The following is a 14,382-nucleotide window of genomic DNA, read 5'->3' as shown; positions in this document are numbered from 1 at the left end:
GACCGGCCCCGGATACGACGGACCGCCTGCCGGCGTCGGGCTGACGCTGGCAGGCGGTCCGGGTGGATCACGCCTGGTGGGTGGCGACGATCGCGCGCTTCTCCGCGAAGTGGCAGGCGCTCGGGTGGTCCGAGCCCCGCCGGATCTCCAGCAGCGGCACCTGCTGGGCGCAGACGTCCTGCGCCTTCCAGCAGCGGGTGCGGAACCGGCAGCCCGAGGGCGGGCTGATCGGGGACGGGACGTCACCGGTGAGCCGGATGATCGCCTTGTTGTCGCGCAGCGTCGGGTCCGGCACCGGCACCGCCGAGAGCAGCGCCTGGGTGTACGGGTGGGTCGGCCGCTCGTAGATCTCGTCCTCGGTGCCGACCTCCACCATCTTGCCCAGGTACATCACCGCGACCCGGTCGGAGAGGTGGCGCACGACCGACAGGTCGTGGGCGATGAAGACGTACGACAGGCCGAACTCGTTCTGGAGCTTCTCCAGCAGGTTCATCACCTGCGCCTGGATCGACACGTCCAGGGCCGAGACCGGCTCGTCGCAGACGATGACCTCCGGCCGCAGGGCCAGGGCCCGGGCGATGCCGATGCGCTGGCGCTGTCCGCCGGAGAACTGGTGCGGGTACCGGTTGATGTGTTCCGGGTTGAGGCCGACCAGGTCGAGCAGTTCCTTGACCTTGCCCCGGCGGCTGCCCTTCGGCGCCACCTCCGAGTGGATCTCGAACGGCTCGCCGATCAGGTCACCGACCGTCATCCGCGGGTTCAGCGAGGTGTACGGGTCCTGCATCACCAGCTGGATCTGCCGGCGCAGTCGCCGCAGCGCGCCGCCGGAGAGCTTGGAGATGTCCTGGCCCTTGTAGTGCACGCTGCCGCCGGTCGGCTTCTCCAGGTTCATCAGGACCCGGGCGAGTGTCGACTTGCCGCAGCCGGACTCGCCCACGACGCCGAGGGTTTCGCCCGTCTTCAGCTCGAAGGAGACGCCGTCGACCGCCTTGACCTGACCCACGGTCTTCTTGAACACGATGCCCTGGGTGACCGGGTAGTGCTTGACCAGGTCACGGACCTCGATGATGTTCTCAGTCACGGTTCACGAGCTCCTCAGCGAAGTGGCAGGCGCTGGCCCGGCCGCTGCCGATCTGCAGCAGCGGGGGCACCTTCTCCCGGCACACCGGCTGCGCCATGGGGCAGCGCGGGTTGAACGGGCAGCCCGGCGGGATGTTCATGAGGTTCGGCGGCAGGCCCTTGATGGTGCGGAGCTCCTGCCCCTTCTCGTCCATCCGAGGGATCGAGTCGAGCAGGCCGAGGGTGTACGGGTGCGCCGGCTTGGCGTACAGGTCGTACACGTCGGCTTCCTCGACGATCCGGCCGGCGTACATGACCGCGATCCGGTCCGCGACGTCGGCGACCACGCCGAGGTCGTGGGTGATCAGGATCATGCCCATCTGCCGCTCCCGCTGGAGCTCGCCGAGCAGGTCCATGATCTGGGCCTGCACGGTCACGTCCAGCGCGGTGGTCGGCTCGTCCGCGATCAGCACCTCGGGGTCGAGCGCCAGCGACATCGCGATCATCGCGCGCTGCCGCATACCGCCGGAAAACTGGTGCGGGTAGTTGCTGAACCGGCCCTTGGCGTTCGGGATCTTGACCTGGTCGAGCATCTCGATCGCGCGCTTCTTGGCGTCCGCGCGGCCCATGCCGCGGCGGATCCGGAACTGCTCGGCGATCTGGAACCCGACGGTGAACACCGGGTTCAGCGCGGAGAGCGAGTCCTGGAAGATCATCGCGATGCCCTCGCCGCGGATGCGGCGGCGCTCCTCGGCGGACATGGTGAGCATGTCCCTGCCGTGGAAGCGGACCTGACCGCCGGTGACGAAGCCGGGCGGCATGTCCAGGATGCCCATGATGGTCTGCGCGGTGACGCTCTTGCCGGAGCCGGACTCGCCGAGCACGGCGAGGGTCTCCCCCGCGTCGACGTGGTACGTGACCCCGTTGATGACCTTGGCGACGCCGTCCCGGGTGCGGAACTCCACCCGCAGGTCGTCGACCTCGAGCAGCCGACCCGAGGGGCGGCCGGATCCGTCGGCGCCGGGCGCGGACTGCTCGGACACGAGAATGTCGGACAACTCAGTCTCCCCTATCGGAGCTTCGGGTCGAGGGCCTCGCGGACCGCCTCGCCGAGCATGACGAAGCTCAGCACGGCGGCGACGAGGAACGCGGCGGGGAAGAAGAGCAGGTTCGGCGCGACGCGGAGGTAGTTCTGCGCCTCACTGATCATGATGCCCCACGACACCACCGGGCTCTTCAGGCCGACGCCCAGGAAGGAGAGCGTGGCCTCCGCGCCGATGAACGAACCGACCATGATCGTCGAGTACACCAGCAGCGGCGCGAGACAGTTCGGCAGCAGGTGCTTGAGGATGATCCGGCCCGTACCGGCGCCGAGCGCCCGGGCGGCGACGATGTAGTCCGCCTCCCTGGTGGCCAGCACCGACGAGCGCATCAGCCGCATCACGACCGGCCAGCTCAAGATGACCAGCGACGCGATGACCAGACCCATGATCTTCGTCTTGCTGTTGTTGCTGCCCGAGCCGTTGAAGGTCGTCAGGATGACGATGGCACCGAGCACGAACGGCAGGCCGAAGAAGACGTCGGCGACCCGGGAGAGCAGCGAGTCCACCCAGCCGCCCCGGTATCCGGAGATGACGCCCATCACGCCACCGACCAGCATGGTGCCGGCGACGGAGAGGAGCGCTACGAGGATCGAAGCCCGAGCGCCGTAGATGGTCCGGGCAAAGACGTCACGGCCCTGCACGTCGTACCCGAACAAGGCGTGGGCGGAGGGCTTGCCGAGGCTGTTCTCCAGCGAACCGTTCACGGCGTCACCGGAGGTGAACAGCGACGGGAAGGCCGCCATCACGATGAACAGCAGGATCAACGCGGAAGAGATCCAGAAGAGCGGCTTGCGGCGCAGGTCGCGCCAGGCGTCACCGAGGAGGCCACGCGGCTTCTCGTTGCGGGCGCTCTCCGGCAGGCCGGCGTTGGTGGGGGCACCGATCTGGGTCGGCTGCTCCGGGCGGGGAGTGCTGACGATCGACGCGGCGGAGGGGTCACTCATAACGGATCCTCGGGTCCAGGGCGGCGTAGAGCAGGTCGACCAGCAGGTTCATCAGCAGGTAGACCAGCACCAGCACCACCACGATGGAGACAACGGTAGCGCTCTCCTTGGTGACGATCGACCGGTAGACCTGTCGACCGATGCCGTTGATACCGAAGATGCCCTCGGTGACGATCGCACCACCCATCAGCGCGCCGAGGTCGGTGCCGAGCAGCGTGACCACCGGGATCAACGAGTTTCGCAGCAGGTGCACCCCGACCACCCGGCGCATCGGCAGGCCCTTGGCGATCGCGGTGCGCACGTAGTCGGCCCGCCGGTTCTCGGCGATGCTCGTCCGCGACACCCGGGCGATGTACGCCATCGAGGCGCTGCCCAGCACGAAGCCCGGGATGAGCAGTTCGGAGAACGGCATCTCGCTGGAGACGGTCGGCGTGACGATCTTCCACTGCACCCCGAAGGTCCACTGAAGCACGAAGCCGACGACGAAGACCGGCAGCGCGATCAGGAACAGGCTGGAGACCAGGACCAGGTTGTCCAGGAAGCCGTTGCGGCGCAGACCGGTCAGCACGCCGGCGGTGAGGCCGATGATCGCCTCGATCGCCAGGGCGACAACGGCCAGCTTGAGTGTGTTCGGGTACGCGGTGGCGATGATGTCGTTGATCGACCGGCCGCTGTAGGTCGTGCCGAAGTCCCCCTGGAGGAGGCTCTTCATGTAGATCGTGTACTGAACGAAGACGTTCTCGTTGAGGTGGTACTTCTCGGTGAGGGCGGCGACGTACTCCGGCGGGCACCGACGCTCACCGCATTTGCCGGCGAACGGGTCGCCGGGCACGGCCCAGACGAGCCAGTAGATCAGGAACGTCGTGCCGATGAAGACCGGCACAAGTTGGAGCAGCCGTCTCACGAGATAGCGGCCCATGGGGTGGTCCTCCAGACAAGGGGTGCGTCGGCGGCCGACACGATGGTGACAGCGTGCGAGGAAGGATGTGGTGACACCCCGCTCGCGACAGCGTGCGAGGAGATGTTGTAACACCCGCTCGCGGAACGGCCCCGGGTCGGGCCCACCGGATGTGGCGGACCCGACCCGGGGTCAGACCGTTCGGATCAGAGTTCGACCGAAGAGAGGTCCAGCTCGCCGACGTTGTTCAGCTCGAGCTTCTTGATCTTCTCCGAGTGGCCGGACTGCTGGCCGTAGAAGTAGACCGGGATGGTCGGCACGTCAGCGTCGACCTTCTGGAGCGCCTCGCCGAACTTCTGGTGCGAAGCCTCCAGGTTCTCGGCACCGCTGGCGGCCTTGGCCAGGGCGTCGACCTCGGGGTTGCTGTAGAGGCCGTCGTTGGAGGAACCACCCTTGACGTAGAGCGGGTTCACCCAGTTCTCGACGTCCGGGTAGTCCTGCTGCCAGGCGGCACGGTACGGGCCGGTCATCTTGTGGGCGTTGATGTTCTGGCGGAACACCGCGAAGGTCGGGATGCCCTCGGCGCGAGCGTTGATGCCGAGGTTGGTCTTGACCTGCTGGGCAACGGCCTCCATCCAGTCCTTGTGGCTGGAGTCGGCGTTGTAGTAGAAGACCATCTCGCCCTGGAAGCCACCGGCCTCCTGGAGGAGCGCCTTGGCCTGCGTCGCGTCGAACTTGCAGGCGGTGCAGTTACCGGCCGGGGCGCCCGGGGTGAGCGGGTTGGCCCAGCTGTCGGCCGGCTTGCGGGTGCCGAAGAAGATCTTGTCGGAGATGGCCTGCCGGTCGATCGACATCGAGACGGCCCGGCGCAGCTTCGGGTTGGCGAAGCGCTTGTCGTAGATCGGGAACGCGATGAACGCGGTCGTCGGGGTGACCGTCGACTTCGCCCGGTCGCCCAGGTCGGTCTTGTACTTCTCGCCGGCCAGCGCGGAGGTCGGGATGGTCTCCATGAAGTCGAGGTTGTTGCCCAGCAGGTCAGCGTAGGCAGCGTCCTCGCTCTGGTAGAGCTTGACGGTGACGTCCTTGACCTTCACCTTGTCGCGCAGGTTGTAGTCGTCGAACCGCGTCAGCTTGATCGCGACGTTGTCCTCCCACGACACGAACTTCACCGGGCCGTTGCCGATCGGGTTCTTGCCGAACGCCTCGGGCTTCTGGGTGAAGAACACGTCCGGCAGCGGCATGAAGGCGCTGTAGCCGAGCTTGGTCGGGAAGACCGCGGTCGGCGCCGACAGGGTGACCTCGAAGGTCTGCTCGTCGACGACCTTCAGGCCCGACATCTTGTCGGCGGCCGGCTTCGGGGCCTTCTGCGGGCCGTCCTCGTCCGGGTCGACCGAGGTGACCTGGTCGAAGCCGGCGATGTCGGAGAAGAAGCTGCCGTTCGCGGCGCCGTTCGGCGTGTAGGCGGCCCAGTTCCAGGCGTCGACGAAGTTCTTCGCCTTCACCTCGGTACCGTCGTGGAACTTGGTACCCTTCTTGATCTTGATGGTGAAGACCTTCGAGTCCTTGGTCTCGATGGACTCGGCCAGCGCGTTGCGCGGCGCCCCACCGTCGTTCGGGTACTCGACCAGACCGGTCCACATGTCGTCGATGATCTTGCCGCCACCGGTCTCGGTGGTGTTCGCCGGAACCAGGGGGTTCTCCGGCTGGACGCCGTGGATGGTGATCGCGCCGTCCTTGGTGGCGCCGGCGTCGCTGCCGTTGCCGCCGTCGCTGTTCGAGCAGCCGGACGCGACGAGCGCGAATGCCGCGCCCACCGCGAGGGCGCCGCTCGCCCGCTTCGAGACTCTCATACCGAGGGGCCTCCTCTTTCTAACCTGGTTCCGTCGTGGGTTTCACGCACGTATGGGGGGTGACGCCGCCACCGGCCCGAACCACAGGCCGGCGGTTTACCGCAGGGGAAATCGGGACACCCCAGGGGTACCGATCCGCCGGGCACCACACCCTCGCCACAAGGCACCGCGCAGGGTCGACAGCCACGCTCGGCGACAATAAGGCGACGTCACGTGGTCGGCGGGCCCGACGGGGTGCCCCACACCGGGGGTGAGGTGTTGCCACTGTGACACTCACCGGCCCATTCCGTGAAGGTGCCGTTATCAAGCCGTTAGTTGGTTGCCACGTTGCCGATACTTGAGAAAAGATCATGAAACACGCTGCTCGTAGCGCTTTGAACAGGTAAGACATGGTCACGACGGGCGGAACCGCCCCGTAGGCTCGGTCGCTGTGAGCTTCCCTGCCTCCGCTCCGGTGCTGCCCGACGTCCAGCGGGCACTGGCCGTATTTGCCCATCCGGATGATGTCGACTTCGGCTGTGCGGGCACCATTGCCGGCTGGGTGGAGGATGGCGTGGAGGTCGCCTACCTCGTCGTGACCCGCGGTGACTCCGGCGGCTTCGACGACACACCGCGCGAGGAGATGCCGCAGCTACGCGAGCGGGAGCAGCGGGCCGCGGCCGCCGCGGTCGGGGTGCACCGGGTCGACTTCCTCGACGGTCACCGCGACGGGCTCCTCACCCCCAGCCTCGACCTGCGCCGACAGATCACCGCGGCGATCCGGCGGTTCCGGCCGGACCGGGTGCTCACCAGTTCGCCGCTGCGGCGCTGGGAGCACCTCACCGGTCCGAGCCATCCCGACCACCTGGCCGTCGGCGAGGCCGTCACCTGCGCGGTCTACCCGGACGCCCGCAACCGCTTCGCCTTCCCCGAGTTGCTCGCCGAAGGGCTGGAACCGTGGGTGGTCCGGGAGATCTGGTACGCCGGCGGCCCCGGCCCGGACCACGCCGTGGACATCACCCCGCACGTCGACCGGAAGATCGCCGCGATGCGGGCGCACCGCTCGCAGACCGCACACTTCGACGTGGAGACCTGGATCCGCGACCGGCTCACCACGGTCGCGGACAACGCCGGCCTGCCCGCCGGCCGGCTCGCCGAGGCGTTCACCGTGCTGCGTACCGAGTGACCGGCCGTCGGCGCCGACGGCCTGGGCGGAAACGGTCAGGGCCTCGTCACGGGACGTCCACCTCGCCGCACGGGCGGGCGCGGCTCACACCAGGCGACGGTCCGCCGCCCACCGGGACAGCTCGTACCGGTTGGACATCTGGAGCTTGCGGAGCACGTTCGACACGTGCGTCTCGACCGTCTTGATCGAGATGAACAGCTCCTTGGCGATCTCCTTGTACGCGTACCCGCGGGCCAGCAGCCGGAGCACCTCCCGCTCCCGGTTGGTGAGCTGATCCAGCTCCGGATCGGCCACCGGCGCGTCCGGCCGGGCCGCGAACGCGTCCAGCACGAACCCGGCCAGCCGCGGGCTGAACACCGCGTCGCCGTCGGCCACCCGCCGGATGGCGTCGGTCAGCTCGTCCGGCGAGATGGTCTTGGTCACGTACCCCCGCGCGCCGGCCCGGATCAGCCCGATCACGTCCTCGGCCGCATCCGACACGCTCAGCGCCAGGAACTTCACCTGCGGATGGGTCCGCCGCATCGCGTCCAGCACCGCCCGGCCACCGCCGTCCGGCATGTGCACATCCAGCAGCACCACGTCGGGCTGGGTGGCGGCGATCCGGGTGACCGCCTCGGCCACCGTGCTCGCCTCGCCCACCACCTCGACGTGGACGCCGAGCTCGGCGCGGACGCCCGCCCGGAACATCGCGTGGTCGTCGACGAGGAACACCCGCAGCCGCCCGTCCCGGGGCTGCGCCCCCTCGACCGGTCCGTGCTCGGCCATGGTCATCTGTCCCTTTCCGTCGCGGAGCCGGCGCCGGTGATCGGCAGGATCAGCCGGACCTCGGTCCCCTCCCCCGGCCCGGACCGGATCTCCGCCCGGCCATCGTGCCGCTTCATCCGTCCGATGATCGACCCTCGGACGCCGTGCCGGTGATCCTCCACCGTATCCGGGTCGAAGCCCTTGCCCCGGTCCCGTACGAAGACGCTGACCTGATCCGGCTCGACCTCGGCGTAAAGCGAGACGGTCTGGACCCCAGCGTGCCGGGCGGCGTTCACCAGCGCCTCCCGGGCCGCGGCGACCAGTGCGCCGACCCGTTCGTCGGTCTCCCGGTCGCCGACCACCACCGCCTCCACCGTGATGGCGAAGGTGTCCTCCACCTCGGCGGCGGCCTGCTCCAGGGCGGCGGCGAAGCGCTCGGTCGGTGACCCCGTCGGCTTGTAGAGCCAGTTGCGCAGCGACCGCTCCTGGCCCCGGGCCAGCCGCTGCACCGTCTTGACGTCGCTGGCGTTGCGCTGGATCAGGGCCAGGGTGTGCAGCACCTGGTCGTGCACCATCGCGGCCAGCTCGGCCCGCTCCTGCTCGCGGATGCGCGCCTCCCGCTCCGAGCGGAGCTGGTTCCAGGTCCGCCAGAGCACCGGCGCGGCGACCACGCCGACCCCGGCCAGCCCGACCAGCGCGAAGATCACGCCGTTGATCACGGCGTCGAAGTTCTGCGCGGGTGAGTAGACCGCCGCCACGCCGATGATGCCGACCGCCACCAGCACCCCGCCGCCGATGAAGCGGAGGACGAAGGCCCGGCGGTCGCTCTCCTCCACCACCGCGCCGAGCCACGGCACCGGCAGCGAGTCGCCCCACTGCCGGCGGCGCTCGGGAGCGGACTGGTGCCAGATCACGCCGGCACCGACCGCGATGATCGCAACCAGCCAGCCGGCGGTGCCGGCCGCGCCGACGGAATCGAAGACCATCACCTGGGTGAGCAGCACGCCCAGCCCGATCGCGACGAACGGCAGGAGCTGGGCGAGGTCCCGGCGGGGCGGCACGGCGTCGCCGGGGCGCAGCGGCACCACCGCCCAGAAGGCCGCGTAGAGCAGCAGGCCCAGGCCGCTCAGCCCGAGCAGCACCATGAAGGCCACCCGGACCCGGACCACGGAGATGCCGAGATGCTCGGCGATGCCGGCGGCCACCCCCGCGGCCAACCGGTGCTCGGGGGCCCGGTAGAGCCGTGGCGGGTGCGGGGTGACGATGCTGCTGATCGGAAGCTCCCGGTCGTGCGACGAGGTACCGGCCGGTCCGGCGCCGCTCCGATCGTCACACGCGCGGACCGCCCCGGACCACGGGGACGCCCCCGACATTCGGCCGGCGCGGATCTCAGGGTGCCGTCAGGGTCGGGTCCGGAGGACGCTCGGGCACCCGGGGCAGCAGGATCGGAGCATGACCGAGGACGCTGCCCGTCCGCCCCGACCCGGGGCGGCACCGCTGGACGGGCCACCGCCACCTGCGGCGCCGGGACCGGCGCCCACCCCCCAGGCCGCGCCGACCGCGGATCCGTCGTGGTCGGCCGCCGGAGCCAGCGCCCCACCGCCGGGCGCCCCGACCGCCGGCGCGGAGCCGTTCGGCGACCCGCCGCCCGGGTACGCTGCGCCGTCCGGCGCCGCCGGCTTCACCTCCCGGTACGGGCTGGTGCGCCCGCGCGAGGGCCGCTACCTGGCCGGCGTCTGCGCGGCGATCGGCCGGGCCACCAACACCGACCCGGTGCTCTGGCGGGTGCTGCTCGCCGTGCTGGGCTTCTTCGGCGGCATCGGCATCCTGGTCTACGTGGCCGCCTGGCTGATCATCCCCGGCGAGGGCGACACCGCCTCCCCGGTGGAGTCGATGCTCGGCCGGGGCCGGTCCAGCATGTCGCCGGTCACCGTCATCGTGCTCAGCATCCTGGTCGCGGTCAGCTTCGGCTACATCGTCACCGACGCGTTCCGCGCCGTCCTGCTCGGCGCGGCCATCCTGGTCGGCGGCGCGCTGCTGCTCAACCGGGAGAACCGCGGGCCGGCGGGACCGGATCATCCGTCCGGCCCGCCCGCGACGCCGCCCGGGCCGGTGCCGCCGGTCAGTTGGCCGGCCCCGGGCCTCTTCACCCCGCCGGCCGGGACGCCGGCCGCGGGCGTACCCACCCGGCCCGGGCAGCCGGCCCCCGTCGGCTGGGAGACCAGCACCGCAGTCCCATCGGCGGCGTCGGTTCCCCGGCCGGCCGGCGAGCCGCTGTCAGCGGAGCCCGCAACGGGCACCGCCGAGCTGCCCACCTGGTCGGAGGCCGGTCGGCCGGGCCAGCCGGCCGGCTGGCCGGTGACCGGGACCGGCGCGCCCGCCAGCGATCTTTCGGGCTGGTCGGCGGCGCGCCCGACGACCGAGGCCCCCGCGTGGTCGGAGCCCGGGGCGGCGGCCTGGCCGCCCGCCCCGACGAGCGGAGGCCTCGCCGGCGCCACCTCGGCCGCCGTGCCGCCGGTCAGCGCGCCGCTGCCGCCGACCGGCTACCGGGAGCCGTTCGCCCCCCGGGGCCCGTACGCCGGGCCGTACCCGCCGGCGCCGCCGCAGCCGCCGGCCCGGGCGCCCCGGACGCCCAAGCGGCCGAAGGAACGCTCCGCGCTCGGCGCGGTGACCTTCTCGCTGATCTTCCTGTCGCTCGGTGTGGTCGCCGTGCTCGATCTGCTCGACGTCTTCCCGGTGGGGGCCGCCGGGTACTTCGCCGCGGCGCTGGCCACGATCGGGCTCGGGCTGCTGGTCGGTACGTGGTTCGGCCGGGCGCGCTGGTTGATCGCCCTCGGTCTGGTGACCGCGGCGGCGCTCGGCGTGGCCACCGTGGCCGAGTCCTACGACCGGGTACGCGGGATCGACGGCGACGTGACGTGGGCCCCGACCGACTACCGCGACCTGGCCACCCGGTACGAGAACAACTTCGGCGACGCCGTGCTCGACCTGCGCGGGGTGAACTTCGACAAGCAGGAGGCCCAGATCGTCGTGGCGATCAACTTCGGCGAGGCAACCGTGGTGGTACCGCCGAACGTCGACGTCACCACGGTGGCCGACGTGAACGCCGGAGACGCCACCATCTTCGGCCGCCGCTCCGGCGGGCTGGACGGCAACCTGCGGGAGACCACCGACGTCGGCCCGGACGGCCCCGGCGGCGGCAAGCTGCGGCTGCTCATCCACGTCAACGCCGGCAACCTGGAGGTGACCCGGTGAAGGCCCACCGCACCGATCTCGTCTCGTTCTCGTTCGGGCTGGTCTTCCTGGCCCTCTCCGTCTGGTGGCTGCTGGCCCGGATCCTCGGGCTCGCGATCCCGCCGGTCGGCTGGTTCCTGGCCAGCGCGCTCATCCTGGTCGGGGTGCTCGGTCTGGTCGGCGCGCTGCGCTCCGGTCGGCACGCCGACCGGGACGTCCCCGCCGCCACGCCCGAGCCGGAGGCCACCGTGCCCGCCCCGTACGAGGGCGGCACCGGGTGGACGCCGGCGGCGTCGGCGGAGGCCGACGAGTGGCGCACGGACGCCGTGGCCGACGAGGCCGAGGCGGCGGTGACGGACCGACCGGTCAGTGGCGGGACGGGTGCCCGCTGGTCGGCGGCCACCCCGGCGGCCGACGCGGCCACCCGCGAGCAGCCCACCGTCGAGGTCGGCCCGTCGGCCGGCGAGGAGCCGACCGAAGCGGTCGGAGTGGGGACCCGTGAGCAGCCGACCGTCGACCTGGCCCCGACGACCCGCGAGCAACCCCCCGTGGCGGCGGGCGGTTCCGACCAGGCCCCGGCCGACCGACGGCGGGGCGGCGGGGACGGCCCGGCGCCAGGGCCGGACGGCGAGGAGCGGTCACCGGCCTGAGCCACGGCGGTGCGGCGCTCCGCCGGCGACGCCTATGCTGGCTGGTGGAGATCTCGCCTCCGCCGGCCGGCCCACGCCGTGGGGCCTCGGCCGCGGCCTGGCCGCCACACCTCCCGGGTCCCGCCCGGGTCCGGCGGTCCCGGTCGCCGAGCCCGCGTCCCCCGGCCCAGCCGACCAGCTCGCCGTGGCGGCCCCGCCGCTTCCGTCTCTACCCCGTCAGGAGCCCGTCCGACATGACCCAGTCCCCCGCCGTGCGCACCGCCGGCGCGTCCGGTCCGGTCCGCTTCGGCGAGCGCGCCGCCCGTACCCTCGTCACCGAGCTCGCCCGGCGCAACGACCCGAAGGCCGCCCTGCTGGTCGGCGCGACCCCGGCGTCCGCGGTGCTGGCCGCGGCGGTCGAGGCGCTGCTCCCCGGCGACCGGCTCACCGTCGTACCGGCGGAGGGGTGCACCACCGCCGCGCTGCGCGAACACGTGTCCGCCCAGGGCCGCTGGGTCGCCGACCGGGTCCGCGTGGTCGACACCCTCCCCGAGGCGGACGCCGCCGAGGTGGTGATCGCCGCCGAGCCGCTCACCGGCACCGCCGAGGAGGCCCGGGTGACCGTCGACGGGCTGTCGAAGTACCTCTCCGAGGGCGCCGTGCTGAGCGTGGCCGCGCCGCTCTTCCGGACCGAGGGCGCCGGCACCGAGCTGGACCGGCAGGGCGTGCTGCACGGCGTCCGCACCGACCTGGTGCTGCGCAACTCGCCGCCGGTCCGGGTGCACCACCTGCGCTTCACGCCGGCCAGTGCCGCGGTGGCGGCCCGGCTGGCCCCGGCGTACCGGCCGTCGAGCGTGCCGCTGACCCGGGGCATGCACATCGACTCGAACGGCGTCGCCGCGGCGGGCATCAGCCTCGGGCTCGCGGCGTTGGCCCGGGTGGCCCGGCCGAAGTCGAAGCTGTGGCTGCTGCCGGCGCTGGCCGCCGCACCGGTGGCCGCGTTCTTCCGCGACCCGGAGCGGGACGTGCCGGAGGACCCGTCGGCCGTGGTGGCCGCCGCGGACGGCCAGGTCCTGTCGGTGCAGCGGCTGCACGACGAGCGCTTCGGCGCCGGCGAGTGGCTGCGGATCGCGGTCTTCCTGTCGGTGCTGGACGTGCACGTCAACCGCGCCCCGGTGGCCGGCAAGGTGGTCGACTACTTCGTCGCCGACGGCGGCTTCGTCAACGCGATGAAGCCGGACGCCGAGCACAACGTGGCGGCGTACACGGTGCTGGACACCGAGCACGGCACGGTGGTGGTCGCGCAGCGTACCGGCCTGATCGCCCGGCGGATCGTGCAGCGCGCGCCGGTCGGCGCCCTGCTCGCCAGGGGCGAGCGCTTCGGGCTGATCCGGTTCGGCTCGCGGACCGACGTCTACCTGCCGGTCGAGGCCGCCGAGCCGCTGGTCGGCCCCGGCGACAAGGTGGTCGGCGGCTCGACCGTGATCGCCCGCTGGGTCTGAGCCCGTAGACACCGAAAGGGGCGCCGCGGCTGCGGCGCCCCTTTCGCGTGCGGTGGATCAGGCGGTATGGCGCTGGTGCAGCCAGAGCAGCGGCCCGCTGACCAGGTAGCCCACCACCACGAGGGCGAAGGTGAGCCGGATGTCGACCAGGGCGCCGACCACCGGCGCCAGCCAGAGCCACGGCGGCAGCTTCACCAGCCGGGCCAGCTTCGCGTACGGGAAGCTGGAGACCATCGCGAAGGCCAGCAGGGCGACCCCGCCGATCAGCACCAGCCCGGGGACCGGCAGCTTGATCGCCACGGTGAGGGCCAGCACGGCCGCCGCCATGGTGGTCGGTACGCCGCAGAAGAATCGGCCGTCCTTCGGCGAGACGTTGAACCGGGCCAGCCGGATCGCCGCGCAGGCCGCGACGAGGGCGCAGGCCACCGCGGCGGCGGCCGGCGGCACGGAGCCGGCCAGCGAGGCGTAGACCACCACCGGGGCGGCGAGGCCGAACGAGCACATGTCGGCAAGCGAGTCCATCTGGGCGCCGAACGGGCTGGCCACGCCGAGCTTGCGAGCCAGCGCGCCGTCGAGACCGTCGAACACGACGCAGGCGATCAGGCAGAGCGCCGCGACCCGCACCTCGCCCTGCATGGCCAGGAAGATGGCCAGCATGCCGAGCATCAGGCTGCTCAGGGTGCAGCCGTTGACCAGCGCGAACTTCATCCGGCGGGCGGCGGTGCGCTCGCCCGGCAGGAGCGGGATCGACATCGCCGTCGCGTCGTCGTCGACCGCCGACGTGGGGGCGAGCGCCGGGCTGACCGGCATGATCGCCTCGACCTCGGCGCGGTCGAACCGGCCGTAGCGGCGACCCTGACGGTCGGCGTAGCGGTGGTCCGGAACGACCAGGTCGGCGCCGGGGACGGCGTCGTCCCGTCGGCCGACCCGGACCAGCAGCACCTGGCGGGCGAACGTGCTGCTGCGGCGCAACCGGCCCGCCCAGCGACGCCCTGCGGGGCGCGGACTGTCAGTCGTACGACGCCGGCGCCATGGGGCTCTCGGCACGTTTCCTCCATCACCGGATCGGCTGACCCGCCACCAGGGCGGGCTGTCCGGCTGTCTCGTGCCGGACCTTGCTGGTCCGGCAGCCCGTTTTGCGGAGTACACCATTGCACAAGGGAAAGGGGCTTGGCGATAGCTGCCGGCGGTACTTATAACTCTCTTAACCGCACGAACCGCTCTCTTATTCCCATCTCGGGCTTCATCGCCCGT

11 protein-coding genes and 1 pseudogene are annotated in these 14,382 nt (G+C 71.6%); 4 read left to right on the top strand and 8 right to left on the bottom strand.

Annotated elements, in window-relative coordinates; all coding sequences use genetic code 11:
- Positions 1 to 67: 67 nt before the first annotated feature.
- The 5 genes from I8N68_RS01100 to I8N68_RS01080 all read right to left on the bottom strand — a co-directional run bounded on the left by I8N68_RS01100 (position 68) and on the right by I8N68_RS01080 (position 5,854).
- The gene (locus tag I8N68_RS01100) at positions 68 to 1,081 is read right to left on the bottom strand and encodes an ABC transporter ATP-binding protein (protein WP_200206465.1); all 1,014 of its coding nucleotides are present in this window, start codon (positions 1,079 to 1,081) and stop codon (positions 68 to 70) included.
- A complete protein-coding gene (locus tag I8N68_RS01095) occupies positions 1,074 to 2,102 on the bottom strand; it encodes an ABC transporter ATP-binding protein (RefSeq protein ID WP_200206954.1) in 1,029 nt (342 codons plus the stop codon). Before I8N68_RS01095 ends, I8N68_RS01100 begins: the two co-directional genes overlap by 8 nt.
- 26 nt (positions 2,103 to 2,128) lie before the next feature.
- Entirely contained in the window at positions 2,129 to 3,106 is a 978-nt protein-coding gene (locus tag I8N68_RS01090) for an ABC transporter permease (RefSeq protein WP_200206462.1), read from the bottom strand.
- Positions 3,099 to 4,025, bottom strand: a complete 927-nt coding sequence (locus I8N68_RS01085) for an ABC transporter permease (protein WP_200206460.1) — start codon at positions 4,023 to 4,025, stop codon at positions 3,099 to 3,101. Before I8N68_RS01085 ends, I8N68_RS01090 begins: the two co-directional genes overlap by 8 nt.
- Before the next feature lie 185 nt (positions 4,026 to 4,210).
- A complete protein-coding gene (locus I8N68_RS01080) occupies positions 4,211 to 5,854 on the bottom strand; it encodes a peptide ABC transporter substrate-binding protein (RefSeq protein WP_200206458.1) in 1,644 nt (547 codons plus the stop codon).
- Positions 5,855 to 6,284: 430 nt separating this feature from the next.
- On the opposite strand from I8N68_RS01080, the gene I8N68_RS01075 reads away from it, so the two are divergent.
- Positions 6,285 to 7,019: a PIG-L deacetylase family protein gene (locus I8N68_RS01075; protein ID WP_307812455.1), complete on the top strand. Its 735-nt coding sequence runs from the start codon at positions 6,285 to 6,287 to the stop codon at positions 7,017 to 7,019.
- 84 nt (positions 7,020 to 7,103) lie between these two features.
- Here the strand turns inward: I8N68_RS01075 and I8N68_RS01070 are convergent, their stop codons facing one another.
- Positions 7,104 to 7,784 (bottom strand): response regulator, encoded by a 681-nt coding sequence (locus I8N68_RS01070; protein WP_200206456.1) that lies wholly within the window; start codon positions 7,782 to 7,784, stop codon positions 7,104 to 7,106.
- A 2-nt stretch (positions 7,785 to 7,786) separates the two neighbouring features.
- Complete coding sequence (locus tag I8N68_RS01065) at positions 7,787 to 9,136, bottom strand: ATP-binding protein (RefSeq protein WP_234038305.1); 1,350 nt, start codon at positions 9,134 to 9,136, stop codon at positions 7,787 to 7,789.
- A gap of 79 nt (positions 9,137 to 9,215) precedes the next feature.
- Between I8N68_RS01065 and I8N68_RS01060 the strand changes: the two genes are divergently transcribed.
- The 3 genes and pseudogenes from I8N68_RS01060 (at position 9,216) to I8N68_RS01050 (ending at position 13,128) form a co-directional block, all read left to right on the top strand.
- Entirely contained in the window at positions 9,216 to 11,018 is a 1,803-nt protein-coding gene (locus tag I8N68_RS01060; protein WP_234038303.1) for a PspC domain-containing protein, read from the top strand.
- Positions 11,015 to 11,287 (top strand): annotated as a pseudogene (locus I8N68_RS33805) (hypothetical protein); the annotation flags it as partial. The gene I8N68_RS01060 and the pseudogene I8N68_RS33805, both read left to right, overlap by 4 nt.
- Positions 11,288 to 11,880: 593 nt before the next feature.
- Positions 11,881 to 13,128, top strand: a complete 1,248-nt coding sequence (locus tag I8N68_RS01050; RefSeq protein WP_200206453.1) for a phosphatidylserine decarboxylase — start codon at positions 11,881 to 11,883, stop codon at positions 13,126 to 13,128.
- A gap of 57 nt (positions 13,129 to 13,185) precedes the next feature.
- On the opposite strand, the gene I8N68_RS01045 is transcribed toward I8N68_RS01050, so the two are convergent.
- Positions 13,186 to 14,100 carry a CDP-alcohol phosphatidyltransferase family protein gene (locus I8N68_RS01045; RefSeq protein WP_200206451.1) on the bottom strand — a complete coding sequence of 305 codons (915 nt, stop codon included), beginning with the start codon at positions 14,098 to 14,100 and terminating at the stop codon, positions 13,186 to 13,188.
- Between the last annotated feature and the right edge of the window lie 282 nt (positions 14,101 to 14,382).

The sequence above is a fragment of the Micromonospora coerulea genome (assembly GCF_016598485.1).
Classification (GTDB): Bacteria; Actinomycetota; Actinomycetes; order Mycobacteriales; family Micromonosporaceae; genus Micromonospora; species Micromonospora coerulea.
The sequence above is the reverse complement of the archived record's forward strand: the minus strand, read 5'-3'. Positions and strand labels throughout refer to the sequence as shown.

Excerpts from the sequence above, each read along its gene's own strand:
- I8N68_RS01070 (WP_200206456.1), bottom strand. The coding sequence starts at position 7,784 with ATGGCCGAGCACGGACCGGTCGAGGGGGCGCAGCCCCGGGACGGGCGG.
- I8N68_RS01065 (WP_234038305.1), bottom strand. The coding sequence starts at position 9,136 with ATGTCGGGGGCGTCCCCGTGGTCCGGGGCGGTCCGCGCGTGTGACGAT.
- I8N68_RS01060 (WP_234038303.1), top strand. The coding sequence starts at position 9,216 with ATGACCGAGGACGCTGCCCGTCCGCCCCGACCCGGGGCGGCACCGCTG.
- I8N68_RS01090 (WP_200206462.1), bottom strand. The coding sequence starts at position 3,106 with ATGAGTGACCCCTCCGCCGCGTCGATCGTCAGCACTCCCCGCCCGGAG.
- I8N68_RS01080 (WP_200206458.1), bottom strand. The coding sequence starts at position 5,854 with ATGAGAGTCTCGAAGCGGGCGAGCGGCGCCCTCGCGGTGGGCGCGGCA.
- I8N68_RS01050 (WP_200206453.1), top strand. The coding sequence starts at position 11,881 with ATGACCCAGTCCCCCGCCGTGCGCACCGCCGGCGCGTCCGGTCCGGTC.
- I8N68_RS01085 (WP_200206460.1), bottom strand. The coding sequence starts at position 4,025 with ATGGGCCGCTATCTCGTGAGACGGCTGCTCCAACTTGTGCCGGTCTTC.